Below are 15,178 nucleotides of genomic sequence, written 5' to 3'. Positions count from 1 at the left end.
TTGCATGTCGGAAGCTTTGACGAGCCCGCAGATCTGGCGCCGCAATACAGTTATGGATCGAGGCAACGGCTTGGCTGGGTCTGCTGCGGGATTGATTTACCGCATCGCGACACCGAAGAACATTGGTGAACCGGCCTTGTCGAATGGAACCCGCGGGCGAATTGACGATTTAGGCCAGAACCTCGTTAAACAAGGTGAGGGTTGACACCATGAGCGTGCTTTACCGCGCGGCAAAGATCGCCGAACAGGCTCATGCCGGGCAGACAGACAAGACCGGAGAGCCGTATATCGAGCATTGTCGCCGGGTCGTCGATGCCGTGGACACGCTTGACGGCAAGGCTATCGCCTACCTTCACGACGTTCTTGAGAAAGGCGATGGATGGAGCCGCGACCGACTGGAGGCGGCCGGCTTCGGACCGTCCATCGTCTCGGCTGTCGAGGCGATGACCCGCCGGCCCGACGAAGATGAGCTTACTTTCGTACGCAGAGCGGCGGCCAATCCCCTGGCGCTGCCGGTCAAGCGCGCGGATCTCGCCGACAATATACGGCAGGCGCGACAGATCGGCGCCTCGACATCAAAATACGAGCAAAGCCTTCAGGTTCTGGACGAGGAATTCCCCAATTGATGGGCCTGTTCTGTCGGCCTTGCTAGAGTGTTCCAGCTTCCCCGGCATCGGCCACGTCAATCATCCCTCGGCCTTGAAATTCTTCGCTTCCTTCTCTGCCTTCTTGCGATCGCTGCCGTGCTTTTGGAGCAACTCCTTTGCCTGCCTGGGCGACACGTCGGTCGTTTCGGCAAGGCGAAGGGCATCCTTATCGACGCCTTTGCTCTTTCTTCCGGCTGTAGCTTTTTCAACCATGCTTTCACCTGACATTGCGCTTGGATGGAAACTGCGTCTGTCCGTAGTGACCACAACGACGAATGGGCGGGCGGGTTCCGCCAACAGCTGCATTGTCGAAGGAATGACGCATCGCGCGTAAACCTTTTCGCCGGACATGCGTTGTCTCCAGGCAACCCTTGGCTGGGCAGCGCGATCATAATTGCGCCGATTGCGCCGCGATGCCGATGTGAAAGGTCCGAATATGTATTTCATGGCTTTGGCGACGGACTATGACGGGACGCTGGCGCATGATGGGATCGTATCGAAAAAGACGCTTTCGGCACTCGAACGGGCGAAAAAGACCGGTCGTAAGCTCATCCTGGTCACCGGGCGCGAACTGCCCGATCTCCAGCAGGTTTTTCCGGAGATCGGCCTGTTCGACAAGGTCGTCGCCGAAAACGGCGCCTTGATCTACACGCCGGCCAGCGAGGAGGAACGCGCGATTTCACCATCGCCCTCGCCCGATCTCGTCGCCAAGCTGAAGAAGCGCGGCGTGAAGCCGCTTTCGGTCGGGCGCTCGATCGTCGCCACCTGGGAACCTCACCAGGCGACGGTGCTCGACGTCATCAAGAAACTGGGACTGGAGCTGGAGATCATCTTCAACAAGGGCGCGGTGATGATCCTGCCCAGCGGCATCAACAAGGCGGCGGGGCTGGCCGCCGCACTTCAGGATCTTCGCCTCTCGCCGCGCAATGTGGTCGGCGTTGGCGATGCCGAAAACGACCACGCCTTTCTGCGGGCCTGCGGCTGCAGCGTCGCCGTCGACAACGCGCTGCCGGCGGTAAAGGACACCGCCGACCTTGTCACACGCGGCGCTCGCGGCAAGGGCGTCGAGGAACTGATCGGCAAGCTGATCAAGCATGATCGCAAGCTTGTCCGGAAGCCGCGCGATGGCATCCTGCTAGGCGCTGCGGCCGGAAAGGAGACATATCTGTCGCCGACCGATACCGTTCTGATCGCCGGGAGCTCGGGCATTGGCAAATCCACCCTGGCCACCGCACTGACCGAACGCTTCGTCGAAAGCGGATTCCAGTTCTGTGTCTTCGACCCGGAGGGTGACTATGATGGCCTGCAAGGCGCCGTGCGGCTGGGCGATGGCGCGACAGCGCCGACAAAGGAGCAGTTGCTCGACTTGATCGAGAAGCCCGACACCAACGTTGTCGTCAACGGATTGTCCCTGAGGGTCAACGAACGCCCCGATTTCTTTGCCGACCTGCTGCCCGGCTTGGGCAATTTCCGTTACCGCACGGCGAGACCGCATTTTCTGGTCATCGACGAAGCGCACCACCTTCTGCCCAAGCGGCGCGACGACACCCGCGCGGTCCTGTCGTTGGAATTGCCCGGCACGATCCTGATCACAGTGCATCCCGAGGCGATCTCGACGGACGTCTTGCGCCTGGTGACGGCCGTCATCGCGCTTGGTCCCAAGGCCAAGGGCGTCGTCAAGACGTTCTGTAGTGAAACCGGAATGGACGCGCCAAAGCAGATGGCCTCGCCAAAGGGCGAGCGCGTGCTGTTCTGGCGACCGCACGCGAAAAAGAAACCTGCGACGATCAAAGCGGTCGAGCCGCGCCAGTCGCTCAAACGGCACAGCCGCAAATATGCCGAAGGCCAACTCGACGAGGCCGGCAGCTTTTATTTCAAGGGCCCGGACAATGCTATGAATCTGAGGGCGCACAATCTGATGATCTTCGCGCAGATGGCGGAAGGCATCGACGACAAGACCTGGGAGCACCATCTGCGGAGCGGCGATTATTCAAAATGGTTTCGCCATCAGATTCGGGACAAGGAGTTGGCCCGTGAAACCGCGGCCGCGGAAAAGGACAAGACGTTGTCGGCGCAGGAGAGCCGCCAGCTCGTTCTTGATGCGGTGCGCCGGCGCTACACGGCTCCTGCCACAGCCCCTGCGGATTAGCCGCCGTCAACCCGGGATCGAGATCGTGATCACTACCGACTGACGGAGAAAGGACAGGCCATGCACATCATCCTCGGAGGCACGGGTCATGTTGGTTCAGCCGCGGCAATGTCACTTCTGAACCAGGCAGAACCGGTGACAATTGTAACGCGCGATCCATCCCATGGCGCCGAACTTGCCCGTCAGGGCGCCGACATCGCGGTGGCGGATGTCCACGATAGCGAGGCCCTTCGTGACATCTTTCGGCAAGGCGAGCGCCTCTTTCTGCTCAATCCTCCAGCCGACCCCGCTATCGATACCGATGCCGAAGAACGCATGACCGTTGCCAGCATCACTGCAGCTCTTGAAGGATCGGGATTGCGGAAGATCATCGCCGAATCAACCTATGGGGCACAGCCCGGCGACAGGGTCGGCGATCTCAGCGTCCTTCACGAACTGGAGCAAAGATTGCGCAGCCAGCCGATCCCTGCCAGCATCATTCGTGCAGCCTACTATATGAGCAATTGGGATTCTTCTCTTCGAACTGCGGAACGGGAGGGGGTGGTGAACACACTTTTTCCAGCGGACTTCAAATTGCCGATGGTGGCGCCAGCCGATCTCGGACGCGCTGCTGCCCGTCTGCTGACAGAGCCCGTCCAACAAACAGGCATCCACTATGTTGAAGGCCCAGCCCGGTACGCCGCAGCAGATGTCGCGGCGTCATTCAGCCAAGAACTGGGCAAGGAAGTCGAGGTCGTGACTGCACCGCGTGAAAAATGGCAGGAGACCTTTGAAAGCATGGGCTTTTCCCAAGCTGCAGCCGATTCATATGCCCGTATGACTGCCGTCAGCCTGGATGAGGGATTCGAGATGCCCAGCCATCCCCAACGCGGCACGGTCACATTGGAAAGTTACATTTCCGAATTGGTGAGTCGGAACAATTAAAGCGCGTCGCGTTCGAACGGATTCATGCGATGCGCTTTAAGTTCTTGGCTTTATGCATGTCGTTATCGCAAAAATCGCTGCGCACTTTTGCGCGACATGCATTAGCGCGGCCCGACAGCACTTAGCGAAAAAGCGGCAAGCGCCAGGAAAGACCAGCGGATGGCCGTCACAAGTGCCGGATTGTTGATCTATCGCCGCAGCGCGGGCCTGCTGCAGGTTCTGCTGGTGCACCCGGGCGGGCCCTTCTGGGCAGGGAAGGACGAAGCCGCGTGGTCGATCCCGAAGGGCCTCGTCGAGGCGGACGAAGACGAGTTGGCGGCAGCGCGGCGCGAGACCGAAGAGGAGCTGGGCGTGCGTGTCGACGGGCGCTTCCAGCCTCTCGGCCGCTATAAGCAGCCGGGAGGCAAGATCGTACTGGCATGGTGCGTGGAAGCCGATGTCGATGCGGCCGTCACCAGGAGCAACACTTTCCTGATGGAATGGCCGCCAAGGTCCGGCTCGATGCGGGAGTTCCCCGAGATCGACAAGGTGGGATGGTTCGGCTTGCCCGAGGCCGAAACCAGGATCCTGAAAGGCCAGCGCCCGATACTGAAGGATTTTGCCGAGCGGTATGACGCGGGTTGACCCGCGACAAAGGCGCAGACACTCCGCAGCCATCGCACAGTCATTCGAGATGCGGCGGCGGTTTCCAGATGTGGGTCGACATGATGTCCCTCAGTTCCGTGCGAACCGTTCGGAACAGCGGACGGAAGGTCGACGACATCGGTCGTTGCGAGGAGGTCGCGAGAATGAGCTTGCGGGTAATCGGCGGATCGAACGGCCAGACCTCGATGCGCCCGGCCTCGACCAGCAGATGGACCGAGGCATAGGGCAGCACGGTATAGCCCGTGCCCTCCTCGACCAGCAGCAATGTCGAAGGCATTGCTTCAAGCTCCATCTCGACGCGCGGGTAGACGCCGTGCTCGGCCAGGATGTTGTCGAGCAGGCGCCTGAGTCCATGCGGCCGGCTCGGCAGGATCATCGGCAGTTCGGCAAAGACGTTGAGGCCGACCGACCCCGGCGGCAGCACGCGTTCGCCCGAGGCCGGTCCGATCAGAAACAGCTCGTCGTCGGCAAGCGGCTCGGTAAGGACGGAGGGATGGTTCGGCGAATTGTAGAGCACCGCGGCATCGATGCGGCCGGCGATCAGCCATTCCAGTATGTGGCCGCTGAAACCCTCGATCACCTGCAGCACGACATTGGGGAATTCATTCTTGATCTTCTTGACCAGAGGCACCGTCAGCACCGTGCCGACCGAGGGCGGCACGCCCAGCACCAGCCGGCCCTTTGGCGAGGATTTGAGGTTGGACACCGCGTTCTGCGCCAGCCGCAGCCGCTCGACGATTTCGTCGGCATGCGCCTTCAAAAGCACACCGGCCTCGGTCAGCACCACTCCGCGGCCGTTCCGGTAGAAAAGCTCGACGCCGAGCTCCTCCTCCAGCCCGCGAATATGGCGCGTAACCATCGGCTGCGTCACATTCAGGTCAAGTGCTGCCTTCGAGAAGCTCCCTGCCGAGCCAACGGCGATGAAAACCTGTAGCTGCTTCGTGTCCAACTCTCACCCATCTGGCCATCCGCTGCGGCAGAGCTTCCAGGTATTTCCGTGGTGCCTTCTCTCACGTCCCGAATGGATATTTCAGGCCCCGGACATTCAGGAAGACCGCGTAAACCGACGTCGTCGCCGTGATGAACAGCCGGTTGTCGCGCGGCCCGCCGAAGACCACATTCGCCACCATTTCAGGCACTTTGATCTTTCCGATCAGCTCGCCATCCCGTGTATGGCACTGGACGCCGTCCCAGGCGCTGATCCAGAGATTGCCCATGATATCGACGCGAAAGCCATCCGGAATGCCTGGAGAAATCTCGGCGAACACACGGGAATTTATCAGTTTTTCGCCCTCCACGTCAAACAACCTGACGTGGTGTGGCGCACTGCGGTCGGTGAGAAATCCGGAGTCCGAGATATAGAGCTGTTTTTCGTCGGCCGAGAAAGCGAGCCCGTTCGGCATTGAGAAATCATCGGCGACGACCGTGATCTTTCCCGACAGCGGCTCGACCCGGTAGACGCGGCAGCCCGGCTGCTCCTGAAGGTTCCTGCGGCCTACATAGTCCGAGATGATCCCGTAGTTTGGATCGGTGAACCAGATGCTGCCGTCCGACTTCACCACCACGTCGTTCGGCGAGTTCAGCCGCTTGCCGTCGAACGCATCGGCCAGCACCGTGATCGAGCCGTCCCATTCCGTGCGCACCACCCGGCGCTCGCCCTGCATGCAGGTGACGAGACGCCCTTCCCGGTCGCGCGTATTGCCGTTCGGATTGGCGATATTGCCGCGAAACAGCGAAACCGCGCCCGTCTCTTCGTCCCAGCGCAGCATGCGGTCATTGGGAATGTCGCTCCAGACCAGCGACCGCAGGTCGGCGAAATAGACCGGCCCCTCCGCCCAGCGATTCCCCGTATGGATGGTTTCGAGGAAGGCGACAGGATCGATCAGGTCGCCAAACCTCGCATCGATGATTTCATAGCACGACATCGACGGCCCTCATGGCTTCCTCCGCGAAGATCCTGTCCGGTCAGCGCTGGACGAACGGCGCGGGGATGGAATTCCCGCCATCGATCCAGACGCTTTTTTCCTGGAGATATTCGAAGATGGCGGTCTGGCCGTTCTCCCGCCCGAAGCCCGATTGCTTGTAGCCGCCGAAGGGCGAAAGATAGCTGGTTGCGCGATACATGTTGACCCAGATGATGCCGGCTTCGAGCCGTTCGGGCAGGCGGATCGCGCGACCAAGATCCTGCGTCCACAGGCCGGCCGCAAGGCCATAGATGCTGTCATTGGCGATCGCCACCGCCTCGTCCTCATCCTCGAACGGAATGATCGAAAGCACCGGTCCGAACACCTCTTCCTGGGCGATGCGCATGGACTGCTTGACGTTGCCGAAGATCGTCGGCTCGACGAACCAGCCGTCGGCGATCGACTTGTCCTCGGGCACCTTGCCGCCCAGCAATTGCGTCGCGCCCTCGCCATTGGCGATGCCGATATAGTCGAGCACCTTCTTGCGCTGCGGCAGCGTCGTGATCGGACCGACCTGGGTCTCGGGATCGAGCGGATCGCCGATCTTCGCCGTCCTTGCGAAGCCGACCAGTTTTTCCGTCACCTGGTCGTAGACCAAACGCTGGACGAGCGCGCGCGAGCCGGCGATGCAGGTCTGGCCGGTCGCCGCGAAGATGCCGGAAACGAGCCCGGGAATGGCCGCCTCCATCTTGGCGTCGGCGAAGACGATGTTGGCGGATTTGCCGCCGAGTTCGAGCGTCACCTTCTTCAGCCCGCCCGCCGCCGATTGATAGACGCGGCGGCCGGTCGCGTCGCCGCCGGTGAAGGCCACTTTCGCCACGTCGGGATGGGTGACGAGGCGGTCGCCGATCTCGTTGCCGAAGCCGGTGATGATGTTGACGACGCCCTTCGGGAAGCCGGCTTTTTCAAAGAGCTGGCCGAAGAACAGCGCCGAGACGGAGGAGAATTCCGACGGTTTCCAGACGATCGTGTTGCCCGCGGCGAGCGCCGGCGCCAGCTTCCAGGTCGCCAGCATCAACGGCGAATTCCACGGCGTGATCGCAGCCACGACGCCCAGCGGCTCCTGACGCGTGTAGTTGAACACGCCCGGCTTGTCGATCGGGATGACCCTTCCTTCGATCTTGTCGGCGAGCCCGCCAAAGAAGCGGAACCATTGCGGGATGTATTTACACTGCATCCGCATTTCATTGATCAGCTTGCCATTGTCGCGGGTTTCGAGAATGGCCAGGTTCTCTGCCTCCTCGGCGACGAGGTCGGCAAAACGCGTCATGATCTGCCCGCGCGCACTTGGGCTCATTGTCCGCCATTCGCCACGGAAGGCATCGAGAGCGGCCTGGACGGCCGAGTCGACATCGGCGACCCCAGCGCGCGGAACCAGCGCCCAGGCCTTGCCGGTGAAGGGATCGAAGGATTCGAAACGATCACCCGATGCCGAACCGACGGAGCGGCCGCCGACCAGCATCGAAAGTTTTTCCGCGGCGAGCGGCGGACGCGTGATCATGCCTGGGCTTCCTGCATGGCCTCGCGGGCGAGCCGGAAGGCATCCACGCCTGCCGGCACGCCGGCATAGATCGCCACCTGCAGCAGCACTTCGCGGATCTCGTCCTTGGTGACGCCGTTGCGAAGCGCGCCCTTCACATGCATTTTCAGCTCGTGCGGACGGTTGAGCGCAGCCAGCATGGCAAGGTTCAACATGCTGCGGATCTTCTTGTCGAGCGTATCGCGGCCCCATACGGCGCCCCAGCAATACTCCGTGACCAGTTCTTGCATCGGTCGATTGAAGTCATCCGCGCTGGCGAAGGATTTCTCGACGAACTCCGCGCCCAGAACCGATTTGCGGATTTCAAAACCCTTGTCGAATACGTCCTTGCCCATTGGGTAGTCCTTTCCTGTTTGCTTGCGAGGTCAGAGGCCGGGGGTCGGCCGATATTTGCGGCCGCGGGCGATCACATGACCGAGCGAACCGTTGGTCAGGTAGATCTGCGTTGCCTTGGAATCGTACTGGACATTTTCCTGTCCGGGATAGCCGATCAGCTCACGCACGCGCGGATTCATGTAGTAGGTGGCGATGGCAACGGTGGTGATCGCCGAGAAGGCTTCGCCGTCTTGCTTGTTGATCTTTTCCAGATGTGCCTCCGCGCCTGTGGACGGATCCATGGCGATGGCGCGGGCAAAGCCCTCCTTGAGGTCGATGCGGAAATCGAGGGACTTCTCGACGTCGGCGTAGGTGCAGACATCGCTGAATTTCGGCATCTTGCCATGCGCCGGGATCAGGAAATCGGCGAGCGCGAAAAAGACTTGTTCCCCAGCCATTTCAGGCCACCTTCTGATTGCGGCGCTCGGCGATCATGCGCTGCGTGTTGCGCAGCGCAACCGCCATGATCGTCGCCGTCGGATTGGTGGCACCCGAGGTCGGGAAGGTCGAAGCATCCATGACATAGAGGTTCGGCACGTCATGGCAGGCGCCCCACTGATCGACGACCGAGCGCTTGGGGTCGTCGCCCATGACGGTGGTGCCGATCAGGTGCCAGCCGGATTCACGCACCGGTGTCGAAACCAGCGTCTCGATGGCCCCGGCGGCACGCACCGATTCCAGGCAGCGGTCGATATTGAACTGCAGCAGCCGGTTGGAGTTCTCGTTGACCTTGTAGACGATCTGCGGCGCCGGCAGGCCATCGGAATCCACCAGGTCCTTCGACAGCACCACCTGGTTGCTCTCCTCCGGCAGGTCTTCACCGACGATGCCCCAGATCAGCGAATGGCCGAAGCGGCGGGCGACGTTCTCATGCAGATTGGCGCCCCAGAAATCCTGGAAGCGGCCCTCCTCCGCGACATAGACCTTCGACCCGGTTGCGCCGGACACGCCGACCGGTCCGCCCGACGGCATGCAGTTCCATTTCGAGCCGCGCACGAAGCCACGGCTTTCATCCGTCTCGTAGAATTCCAGTGAATAGACCTGCTGGCCGAACGGACCGCGCCAGGAATCGAGCGGGTCCTCGTAGGACGCAAGCACACTTGCGAAGGGATGCATCATCAGTCGCTTGCCGACCATGCCCGAGGAGTTGGCGAGCCCGTGCGGATTCCTTGAACCACCCGACATCAGCAGCAGCCGTGGCGTGCCGACACCATTGGCGCACAGGATGACGACCTTGGCGCGCTGGCGCCGCTCGCGCCCATTGGCGTCGATATAGACGACACCGGTGGCGAGCCCCTGGTCGTTGGTCTCGACCTCCTTCACCCGGGCACGGGTGATCAGCCGCGCGCCGGCCTTCAGCGCCAACGGCCAATGCGAGCGGTCGGTCGTTGACTTCGCCCCCTCGGGGCAGCCGGTAAGACAGGTGCCACGGCGCACGCACGGATTGAGTTCGCCGAACTTCTCCGACGGGATCGCATTGCTTCCCGGCCACCAGTGCCAGCCCATCTTCTCCATGCCGAGCGCCCCGCGCAGGCCGACGGACCCGATCGGCAGCGCCGGAAAGGGATAGGCGCCGCGTGGCGGAAAGGCGGGGTCGCCGGAGAGGCCCGACACACCAACCTCGCGCTCTATCTCGAGCTGATAGGGCAAGAGGTCCTCATAGGTGAAGGGCCAGTCCTCCGCCACGCCGTCCATCGAGCGCACCCGGAAATCGGACGGCAGGAAATGCATCCACTGCGCGCCGTAAAGCGTGGCGCTGCCGCCGACGCCGGCGAACATCAGCGGATTGATGTCTGTCGTCGACGTATCGACGGGATAGTCGTTCGGGTTGTCACGGACGTTGGGATTTGGGTGCCAGAGCTTGGTGCTGACCAGCTCGTGTTCCGGCCGGGCGCCGGTGTAATCGTCATAGTCCGGCCATTCGCCCTGCTCCAGCACGACCACGGAAATGCCGGCGCGCGCCAGGTGAAGTGCCGCGACCGAGCCGGACGGTCCGGCACCGACGATCACGACATCCACCTCCTCGTCGCGTCCCGGCCTTGCATTGCGTTGCGCCAGAATTTCAACCGTCATTCTCTTCCTCCCTCGAGGTTCACCGCATCATGTCTCAGGCGAGCCGCGTCCGGTAAAAGGCCGCGGCGCCGATGATGATGATGCCTTTGATGATGAGCTGCATCTCGATCGGAAAACCGAGCAGCAGCACCAGGTTATTGATCACGACCAGCACGGCGACGCCGAGCAGCGCGGCGAAGACATTGCCGCGGCCGCCGGAAAGCGCGACCCCGCCCATCACCGCCGCGACGATCGAATCCAGTTCGTAGCCCTGGCCGACCCAGTTCGACACCGTGCCGACATAGCCGAGCAGAAAGAGCCCGCCTATGCCGGCACAGACCGAGCAGATGACGTAGCAAAGGATCACGACGCGGTCCGGCGCCACGCCATTGAGAAACGCGGCTTTCGGATTGCTGCCCACCATGAATATTTCCCGGCCGAGGCGCGATCGGTGCAGCACGATGCCGAAGGCAATCGCCAGGAACGCCAGGGTGATCAGATTGACCGGAATGCCAAGGACCCGTCCCGAGGCCAGAAAGCCCATGCCGGGCGGCAGCGTGCTGATCGGCGCCCCGCCAGTGTAGGCGAAGCGTGCACCCTGCAGGATGATCATCATCGCCAGCGTCGCGAGAAACGGGCTGACGTTGCGCTTGGCCACCAGCCAGCCATTGACCAGGCCGACCATGGCCGACAGGGCGATCGCGGCGATGAAGATCATCGGGATCGCCTCGTTGGTCGTGGCCTTGAAGGCCGTGGCCAGCACGGCCACCGTCGCCATCAACGAGGCCACGGAAAGATCCAGTCCGCGCACCAGGATGACAAAGGTCTGGCCGACGACGACCATGCCGAGCGGTGCGGCGATCGTCAGCACATTGACCAAATTGGCCGGGCGCAGAAAGGTCGGTGAAGCGATGGCTGCAACGACCATAAGCGCGACCAGGAAGATCACCAGTCCATAGCGCTCGAAAACGGACGCTATGGAAATGCTTTGCGATCGCTGCATCGGGGTATCGAGAGGTGTCATCGCTATTTCCGCCTCGAGCTGTGAATGCCGACGGCGATGAGGATGATGAGACCTTGAATGACCCACTGGTAGTAGGACGAGACATTCACGAAATTCAGCAGGCTGTTCAGCATGGTGACGAGCAGCACGCCGAGGAACGTGCCTAGCACGCCGCCCCTGCCCCCCGCCAGGATAGTGCCGCCTACCACCACCGGCGTCACTGACTGCAGCGTCAGCGCGACGCCGATGCGCGGGTCGCCGACGCCGGTTCGCGCGGTCAGGAAAATCGCCGCTATGCCGGCGCACAGGCCCGACAGCGCATAGGCCAGCACCACGATGCGGTCGACGGGCAGGCCGTTAAGCCGCGCCGCTTCCCGGTCGCCGCCGGCGAAGTAGATGCTGCGGCCGGTGCGCGTCCGTTGCAGCCAAAGCCCGGCGAGCGCAAAAATCACCACGAGCACGATGGCGCTGATCGGAATGCCGCCGACCTTTGTATAGGCGATGTCCGCGAAGGCGCGCGGTACCGAGCCGCCGGGCTCCTTGCGGTACATAAGCGTGCCGCCGAAGATGATCGAGGACATGCCGAGCGTGACGATCAAAGGATGGACGCGCAGCACCACGGTCAGCAGGCCGTTGATCGCGCCGACCCCGGTCGCGGCGATCAACGCCAGCGGCAAGGCAAGCCAGACCAGATCCGGGCGCCATTCGAGGAAGTTCGCCAGAAAGACGGTGAGTGCGCCGACCAGCGAACCAACAGCCAGATCGATGCCGCCCATCAGCACGACGAAAGTCTGGCCAAGGCTGACCATGCCCAGCACGATGAGCTGCTGGAGCAGATTGCCGATGTTGCGCCAGGTCAGGAAACGGTCGGACAAGAAGCCGCCGGCGACGGCAAGCAGCACCAGCAGCACTGCCACGATCAGATAGGAGAGCATCAGCCGATTGCGACGAATGTCCATGGCGATCGCGCTCATCCGACCGGCTCCGCATGCTGATCCATGTCCGCCTTGCGCTCCCCGACCGAACGCACGGCGAGATCCATGATCGCCTCCTCGCCGAGGTCGTCGCCCTTGATTTCGCCGACGACATGGCCCTGCGCCATCACGAAGACCCTGTCGGAGAGACCGACGATTTCCGGCAATTCCGAGCTGATCATCAGCACGCCGACGCCCGAATCCGCCAGCCGGCGCACGATGCGGTAGATCTCCACCTTGGCCCCGATATCGACGCCGCGTGTGGGTTCGTCGAGGATGAGCAGCTTGCTGGCGATCCGCGACCAGCGGCTGAACAGCACCTTCTGCTGGTTGCCGCCCGAGAGATTGCCGATCTTCACGTCGGGCGACGGTGTCGCCACCGAAAAATCCTGGATCTGCCGCGTGGCCACCGCTCGTTCTTGCTTACGGTCGATCAGCCCGCGTTTCGTTATGGCGTCGAGATCTGGCGCCACGATGTTGGCGGAGATCGGCAGGCCGAGAAACAGGCCGTCGTCCTTGCGGCTCTCGGTCAGAAAACCGAGCCCATGGCCGATCGAACCCTTCGGAAGCTTTCTCTCGAACGGCTTTCCGTCGAATTCGATCACGCCGCTGTCGACGGCACGGGTGCCGAAGATGGCCTCGGCGACCTCGGTGCGTCCCGAACCGACCATGCCGGCCACGCCGACGATTTCGCCCACTCTGACGTTAAGACTGACGTCGCGGACGCGCGGGCCGGCCCTGAGATTGCGAACGGTGAGCACGTCCGGGCCGTCTGCTGGCGCGGCACGCCGCGGCGGATAGATCTGGCTGAGCCGGCGGCCGACCATCTTGGTGATCATCTCTTCACGCGTGAGCGCGCTTACCGGGCTCGTGTCGACGAGCTGGCCGTCCTTGAGGATCGTCACCCTGTCGGCGATCTCGAAAATTTCCTCGAGCCGATGGGAGACATAGACGATGCCGACGCCTTCATTGCGCAGCCTGCGCATGTTCTCGAACAGAAGATCGACCTCGCGGCCGGCGATGACCGCGGTCGGCTCGTCCAGGATGAGCAGCCGCACGTCGCCGACCAGGGCTTTCGCGATCTCGACCATCTGCTGATCGGCAAGCGGCAATTCGTCGATCTTGGCGTGGGTCGGGATATCGACGCCGAGCTGTGCGAGGATTTCAGCCGCGCGGGCGTGGCGGGCACGGTTCGAAATGAGCCCCAGCATGCCCCGGGGCTGGGAGTCGACCAGGATGTTCTCGGCAACCGAAAGCTCGGGAAAAAGCGCCAGCTCCTGGTGGATCACATGAATGCCGGCAGCGCGCGCTGCCTTCGGCGACTGCCAGGAAACCGGCTTGCCGAGATAGGTGATGGTGCCGGAATTGGGTTTGGTCACGCCGCCCATGACACGGATCAGCGTTGATTTGCCCGCGCCGTTTTCGCCCAGAAGTGCGTGGATCTCGCCTGGCTGCACGGCGAAATCGACCTTGTCCAGGGGTTTGACTCCAGGATAGTCCTTCTCGATCTGGCTGAGCTCAATAACAGACGCTGACATATCCGGCGCTCGAACTGTTCAATTCACGTCCGGTGCGCACCAAGCCTGGCGCGCACCGGGTCGCTTGGGAGGCTTACTTCGGATAGTCGGGATTGAATGTGCTCGGATTATAGCCGGCGGGCAGCCCGTTGCTTGGCGACAGGTCACCCGGATCGTCCATGCTGACATGGTCGAGCAGATGCCTGTCGCCCTTGACCGAGACAGTATCCGCGCCCGGCGACGTGACGACCTGGAAGCTCACCTCGACCTTGTCCGGGACAGAGATGCCCTTCATCACGTCGAGCGCGGTCTCGATGCCGGTGATGCCCATCGAGGTCGGATAGTCGATGCCGACCATCTTGATGTTGTGCTGGTTGGCCAGCTGATACATCCGGGCGACGTCGCCACCGGTCATCGGTGGAAATTCGCCGGCCTTGTAGCCGGCGTCGAGGAACGCCTCGATCGCGCCATAGCCCTGTAGCGCACTGTCGGCAAGCACGCCGTTGATGTTCTTGCCATGCTTCTGGATCAGCGCCGCCATCACCGATTTGCCGGTGGCCGGGTTCCAATCGCAATACTGCTTCTCCAGCACCTTGATATCAGGGAATTTCGAAAACACTTCCTCGTTCGCCTTGATGCGGATTTCCGCGACGCTGGAACCGGCAATGCCGGGCAGCATCACGATATTGCCCTTGCCGCCGAGGGTCTCGCACAGCCACTGCGCCTCAAGGCGGCCGAGCGCCCAGTCGGACGCGGTGACATAGGTGATGTAATTCGACGCCGTCTTCACCTTGCGGTCGACCATGACGACGGGAATGTCCTGTTCCATGGCGCGGCCGACGACGGAATCGAGCGCGTCCTCGGTTGAGGCGGCGATAAGCAGGATGTCGACGCCCTGGCTGATCAGATCCTGGATATCGGCGATTTGCTTGGAAGGATCGTCATTGGCATCGGTGACCAACAGATGAGCGATCTCGTCGCGATGCTGGCCGGCGGACCAGAGGACGCCGTGCTGGAAGGCGACGCGCCAGGCATTCGAAATCGAGGCATTGGAGAAACCGATCGTATAGGGTCCGTCCTTCTTCCACTTCGATGTGTCGACCATGGTGTTGGCATTGGGATTCCACATCCAGGTGCGTGGCGCACCATAGTAACCGGGCTTGGTTTCCGGTTCGGCGGCGACCGCAGCACTGGTCTGGGCGAGTTGGATGGCTGGCGCCGCGACGATGGCGGCAGCCGCGGCAGGCACGCCCCGGATAAAACTCTTACGCGAGATTTTTTGATCTAATATGCTCTTTACTGACATTTGTTCCTCCTCCTGAACATTCAATAGAATGTTGATAGCTATTCTGGAAAAAATAGAAGTATTATTCTGAATCCTCTCCCGT

The 15,178-nt window shown here is 62.0% G+C and carries 16 protein-coding genes; 5 read left to right on the top strand and 11 right to left on the bottom strand.

Annotation, left to right across the window (positions count from 1 at the left end):
- Nucleotides 1-4 precede the first annotated feature (4 nt).
- Together AC0L2H_RS10310 and AC0L2H_RS10305 are read left to right on the top strand one after the other, a co-directional pair.
- Complete coding sequence (locus AC0L2H_RS10310) at nucleotides 5-205, top strand: hypothetical protein (RefSeq protein ID WP_473590381.1); 201 nt, start codon at nucleotides 5-7, stop codon at nucleotides 203-205.
- A 4-nt stretch (nucleotides 206-209) separates the two neighbouring features.
- Nucleotides 210-626 (top strand): HD domain-containing protein, encoded by a 417-nt coding sequence (locus tag AC0L2H_RS10305; protein WP_473590091.1) that lies wholly within the window; start codon nucleotides 210-212, stop codon nucleotides 624-626.
- Nucleotides 627-686: 60 nt separating this feature from the next.
- Here AC0L2H_RS10305 and AC0L2H_RS10300 read toward each other — a convergent pair whose 3' ends face one another.
- Complete coding sequence (locus tag AC0L2H_RS10300; protein ID WP_473590090.1) at nucleotides 687-998, bottom strand: hypothetical protein; 312 nt, start codon at nucleotides 996-998, stop codon at nucleotides 687-689.
- Between the two features lie 85 nt (nucleotides 999-1,083).
- On the opposite strand from AC0L2H_RS10300, the gene AC0L2H_RS10295 reads away from it, so the two are divergent.
- The 3 genes from AC0L2H_RS10295 to AC0L2H_RS10285 all read left to right on the top strand — a co-directional run bounded on the left by AC0L2H_RS10295 (nucleotide 1,084) and on the right by AC0L2H_RS10285 (nucleotide 4,344).
- On the top strand, nucleotides 1,084-2,796 hold the full coding sequence (locus AC0L2H_RS10295; RefSeq protein ID WP_473590368.1) for an HAD-IIB family hydrolase: 1,713 nt from the start codon (nucleotides 1,084-1,086) through the stop codon (nucleotides 2,794-2,796).
- Nucleotides 2,797-2,856: 60 nt separating this feature from the next.
- A complete protein-coding gene (locus tag AC0L2H_RS10290) occupies nucleotides 2,857-3,720 on the top strand; it encodes an NmrA family NAD(P)-binding protein (RefSeq protein ID WP_473590089.1) in 864 nt (287 codons plus the stop codon).
- A 159-nt stretch (nucleotides 3,721-3,879) separates the two neighbouring features.
- Nucleotides 3,880-4,344, top strand: a complete 465-nt coding sequence (locus AC0L2H_RS10285; protein WP_473590088.1) for an NUDIX hydrolase — start codon at nucleotides 3,880-3,882, stop codon at nucleotides 4,342-4,344.
- A 40-nt stretch (nucleotides 4,345-4,384) separates the two neighbouring features.
- On the opposite strand, the gene AC0L2H_RS10280 is transcribed toward AC0L2H_RS10285, so the two are convergent.
- From AC0L2H_RS10280 to AC0L2H_RS10235, 10 genes are all read right to left on the bottom strand, one after another.
- Nucleotides 4,385-5,314 carry a LysR family transcriptional regulator gene (locus AC0L2H_RS10280; RefSeq protein WP_473590087.1) on the bottom strand — a complete coding sequence of 310 codons (930 nt, stop codon included), beginning with the start codon at nucleotides 5,312-5,314 and terminating at the stop codon, nucleotides 4,385-4,387.
- A gap of 61 nt (nucleotides 5,315-5,375) precedes the next feature.
- Nucleotides 5,376-6,290, bottom strand: a complete 915-nt coding sequence (locus AC0L2H_RS10275; protein WP_473590086.1) for an SMP-30/gluconolactonase/LRE family protein — start codon at nucleotides 6,288-6,290, stop codon at nucleotides 5,376-5,378.
- Nucleotides 6,291-6,330: 40 nt separating this feature from the next.
- A complete protein-coding gene (locus AC0L2H_RS10270) occupies nucleotides 6,331-7,830 on the bottom strand; it encodes an aldehyde dehydrogenase (protein ID WP_473590085.1) in 1,500 nt (499 codons plus the stop codon).
- Complete coding sequence (pcaC, locus tag AC0L2H_RS10265; RefSeq protein ID WP_097571522.1) at nucleotides 7,827-8,204, bottom strand: 4-carboxymuconolactone decarboxylase; 378 nt, start codon at nucleotides 8,202-8,204, stop codon at nucleotides 7,827-7,829. The genes AC0L2H_RS10270 and pcaC overlap by 4 nt, the downstream gene beginning before the upstream one ends.
- 30 nt (nucleotides 8,205-8,234) lie before the next feature.
- Nucleotides 8,235-8,642 (bottom strand): hypothetical protein, encoded by a 408-nt coding sequence (locus AC0L2H_RS10260; RefSeq protein ID WP_473590084.1) that lies wholly within the window; start codon nucleotides 8,640-8,642, stop codon nucleotides 8,235-8,237.
- A gap of 1 nt (nucleotide 8,643) precedes the next feature.
- A complete protein-coding gene (locus tag AC0L2H_RS10255) occupies nucleotides 8,644-10,317 on the bottom strand; it encodes a GMC family oxidoreductase (protein WP_473590083.1) in 1,674 nt (557 codons plus the stop codon).
- A gap of 34 nt (nucleotides 10,318-10,351) precedes the next feature.
- Nucleotides 10,352-11,320 (bottom strand): ABC transporter permease, encoded by a 969-nt coding sequence (locus tag AC0L2H_RS10250; protein WP_107650850.1) that lies wholly within the window; start codon nucleotides 11,318-11,320, stop codon nucleotides 10,352-10,354.
- A 2-nt stretch (nucleotides 11,321-11,322) separates the two neighbouring features.
- Nucleotides 11,323-12,273: an ABC transporter permease gene (locus tag AC0L2H_RS10245; protein ID WP_473590082.1), complete on the bottom strand. Its 951-nt coding sequence runs from the start codon at nucleotides 12,271-12,273 to the stop codon at nucleotides 11,323-11,325.
- On the bottom strand, nucleotides 12,270-13,811 hold the full coding sequence (locus AC0L2H_RS10240; protein ID WP_473590081.1) for a sugar ABC transporter ATP-binding protein: 1,542 nt from the start codon (nucleotides 13,809-13,811) through the stop codon (nucleotides 12,270-12,272). The genes AC0L2H_RS10245 and AC0L2H_RS10240 overlap by 4 nt, the downstream gene beginning before the upstream one ends.
- A 73-nt stretch (nucleotides 13,812-13,884) precedes the next feature.
- Nucleotides 13,885-15,096, bottom strand: coding sequence for a substrate-binding domain-containing protein (locus AC0L2H_RS10235; protein ID WP_473590080.1), 1,212 nt, complete (start codon nucleotides 15,094-15,096; stop codon nucleotides 13,885-13,887).
- Between the last annotated feature and the right edge of the window lie 82 nt (nucleotides 15,097-15,178).

Source organism: Mesorhizobium sp. WSM4871 (assembly GCF_055811295.1).
The sequence above is the reverse complement of the archived record's forward strand: the minus strand, read 5'-3'. Positions and strand labels throughout refer to the sequence as shown.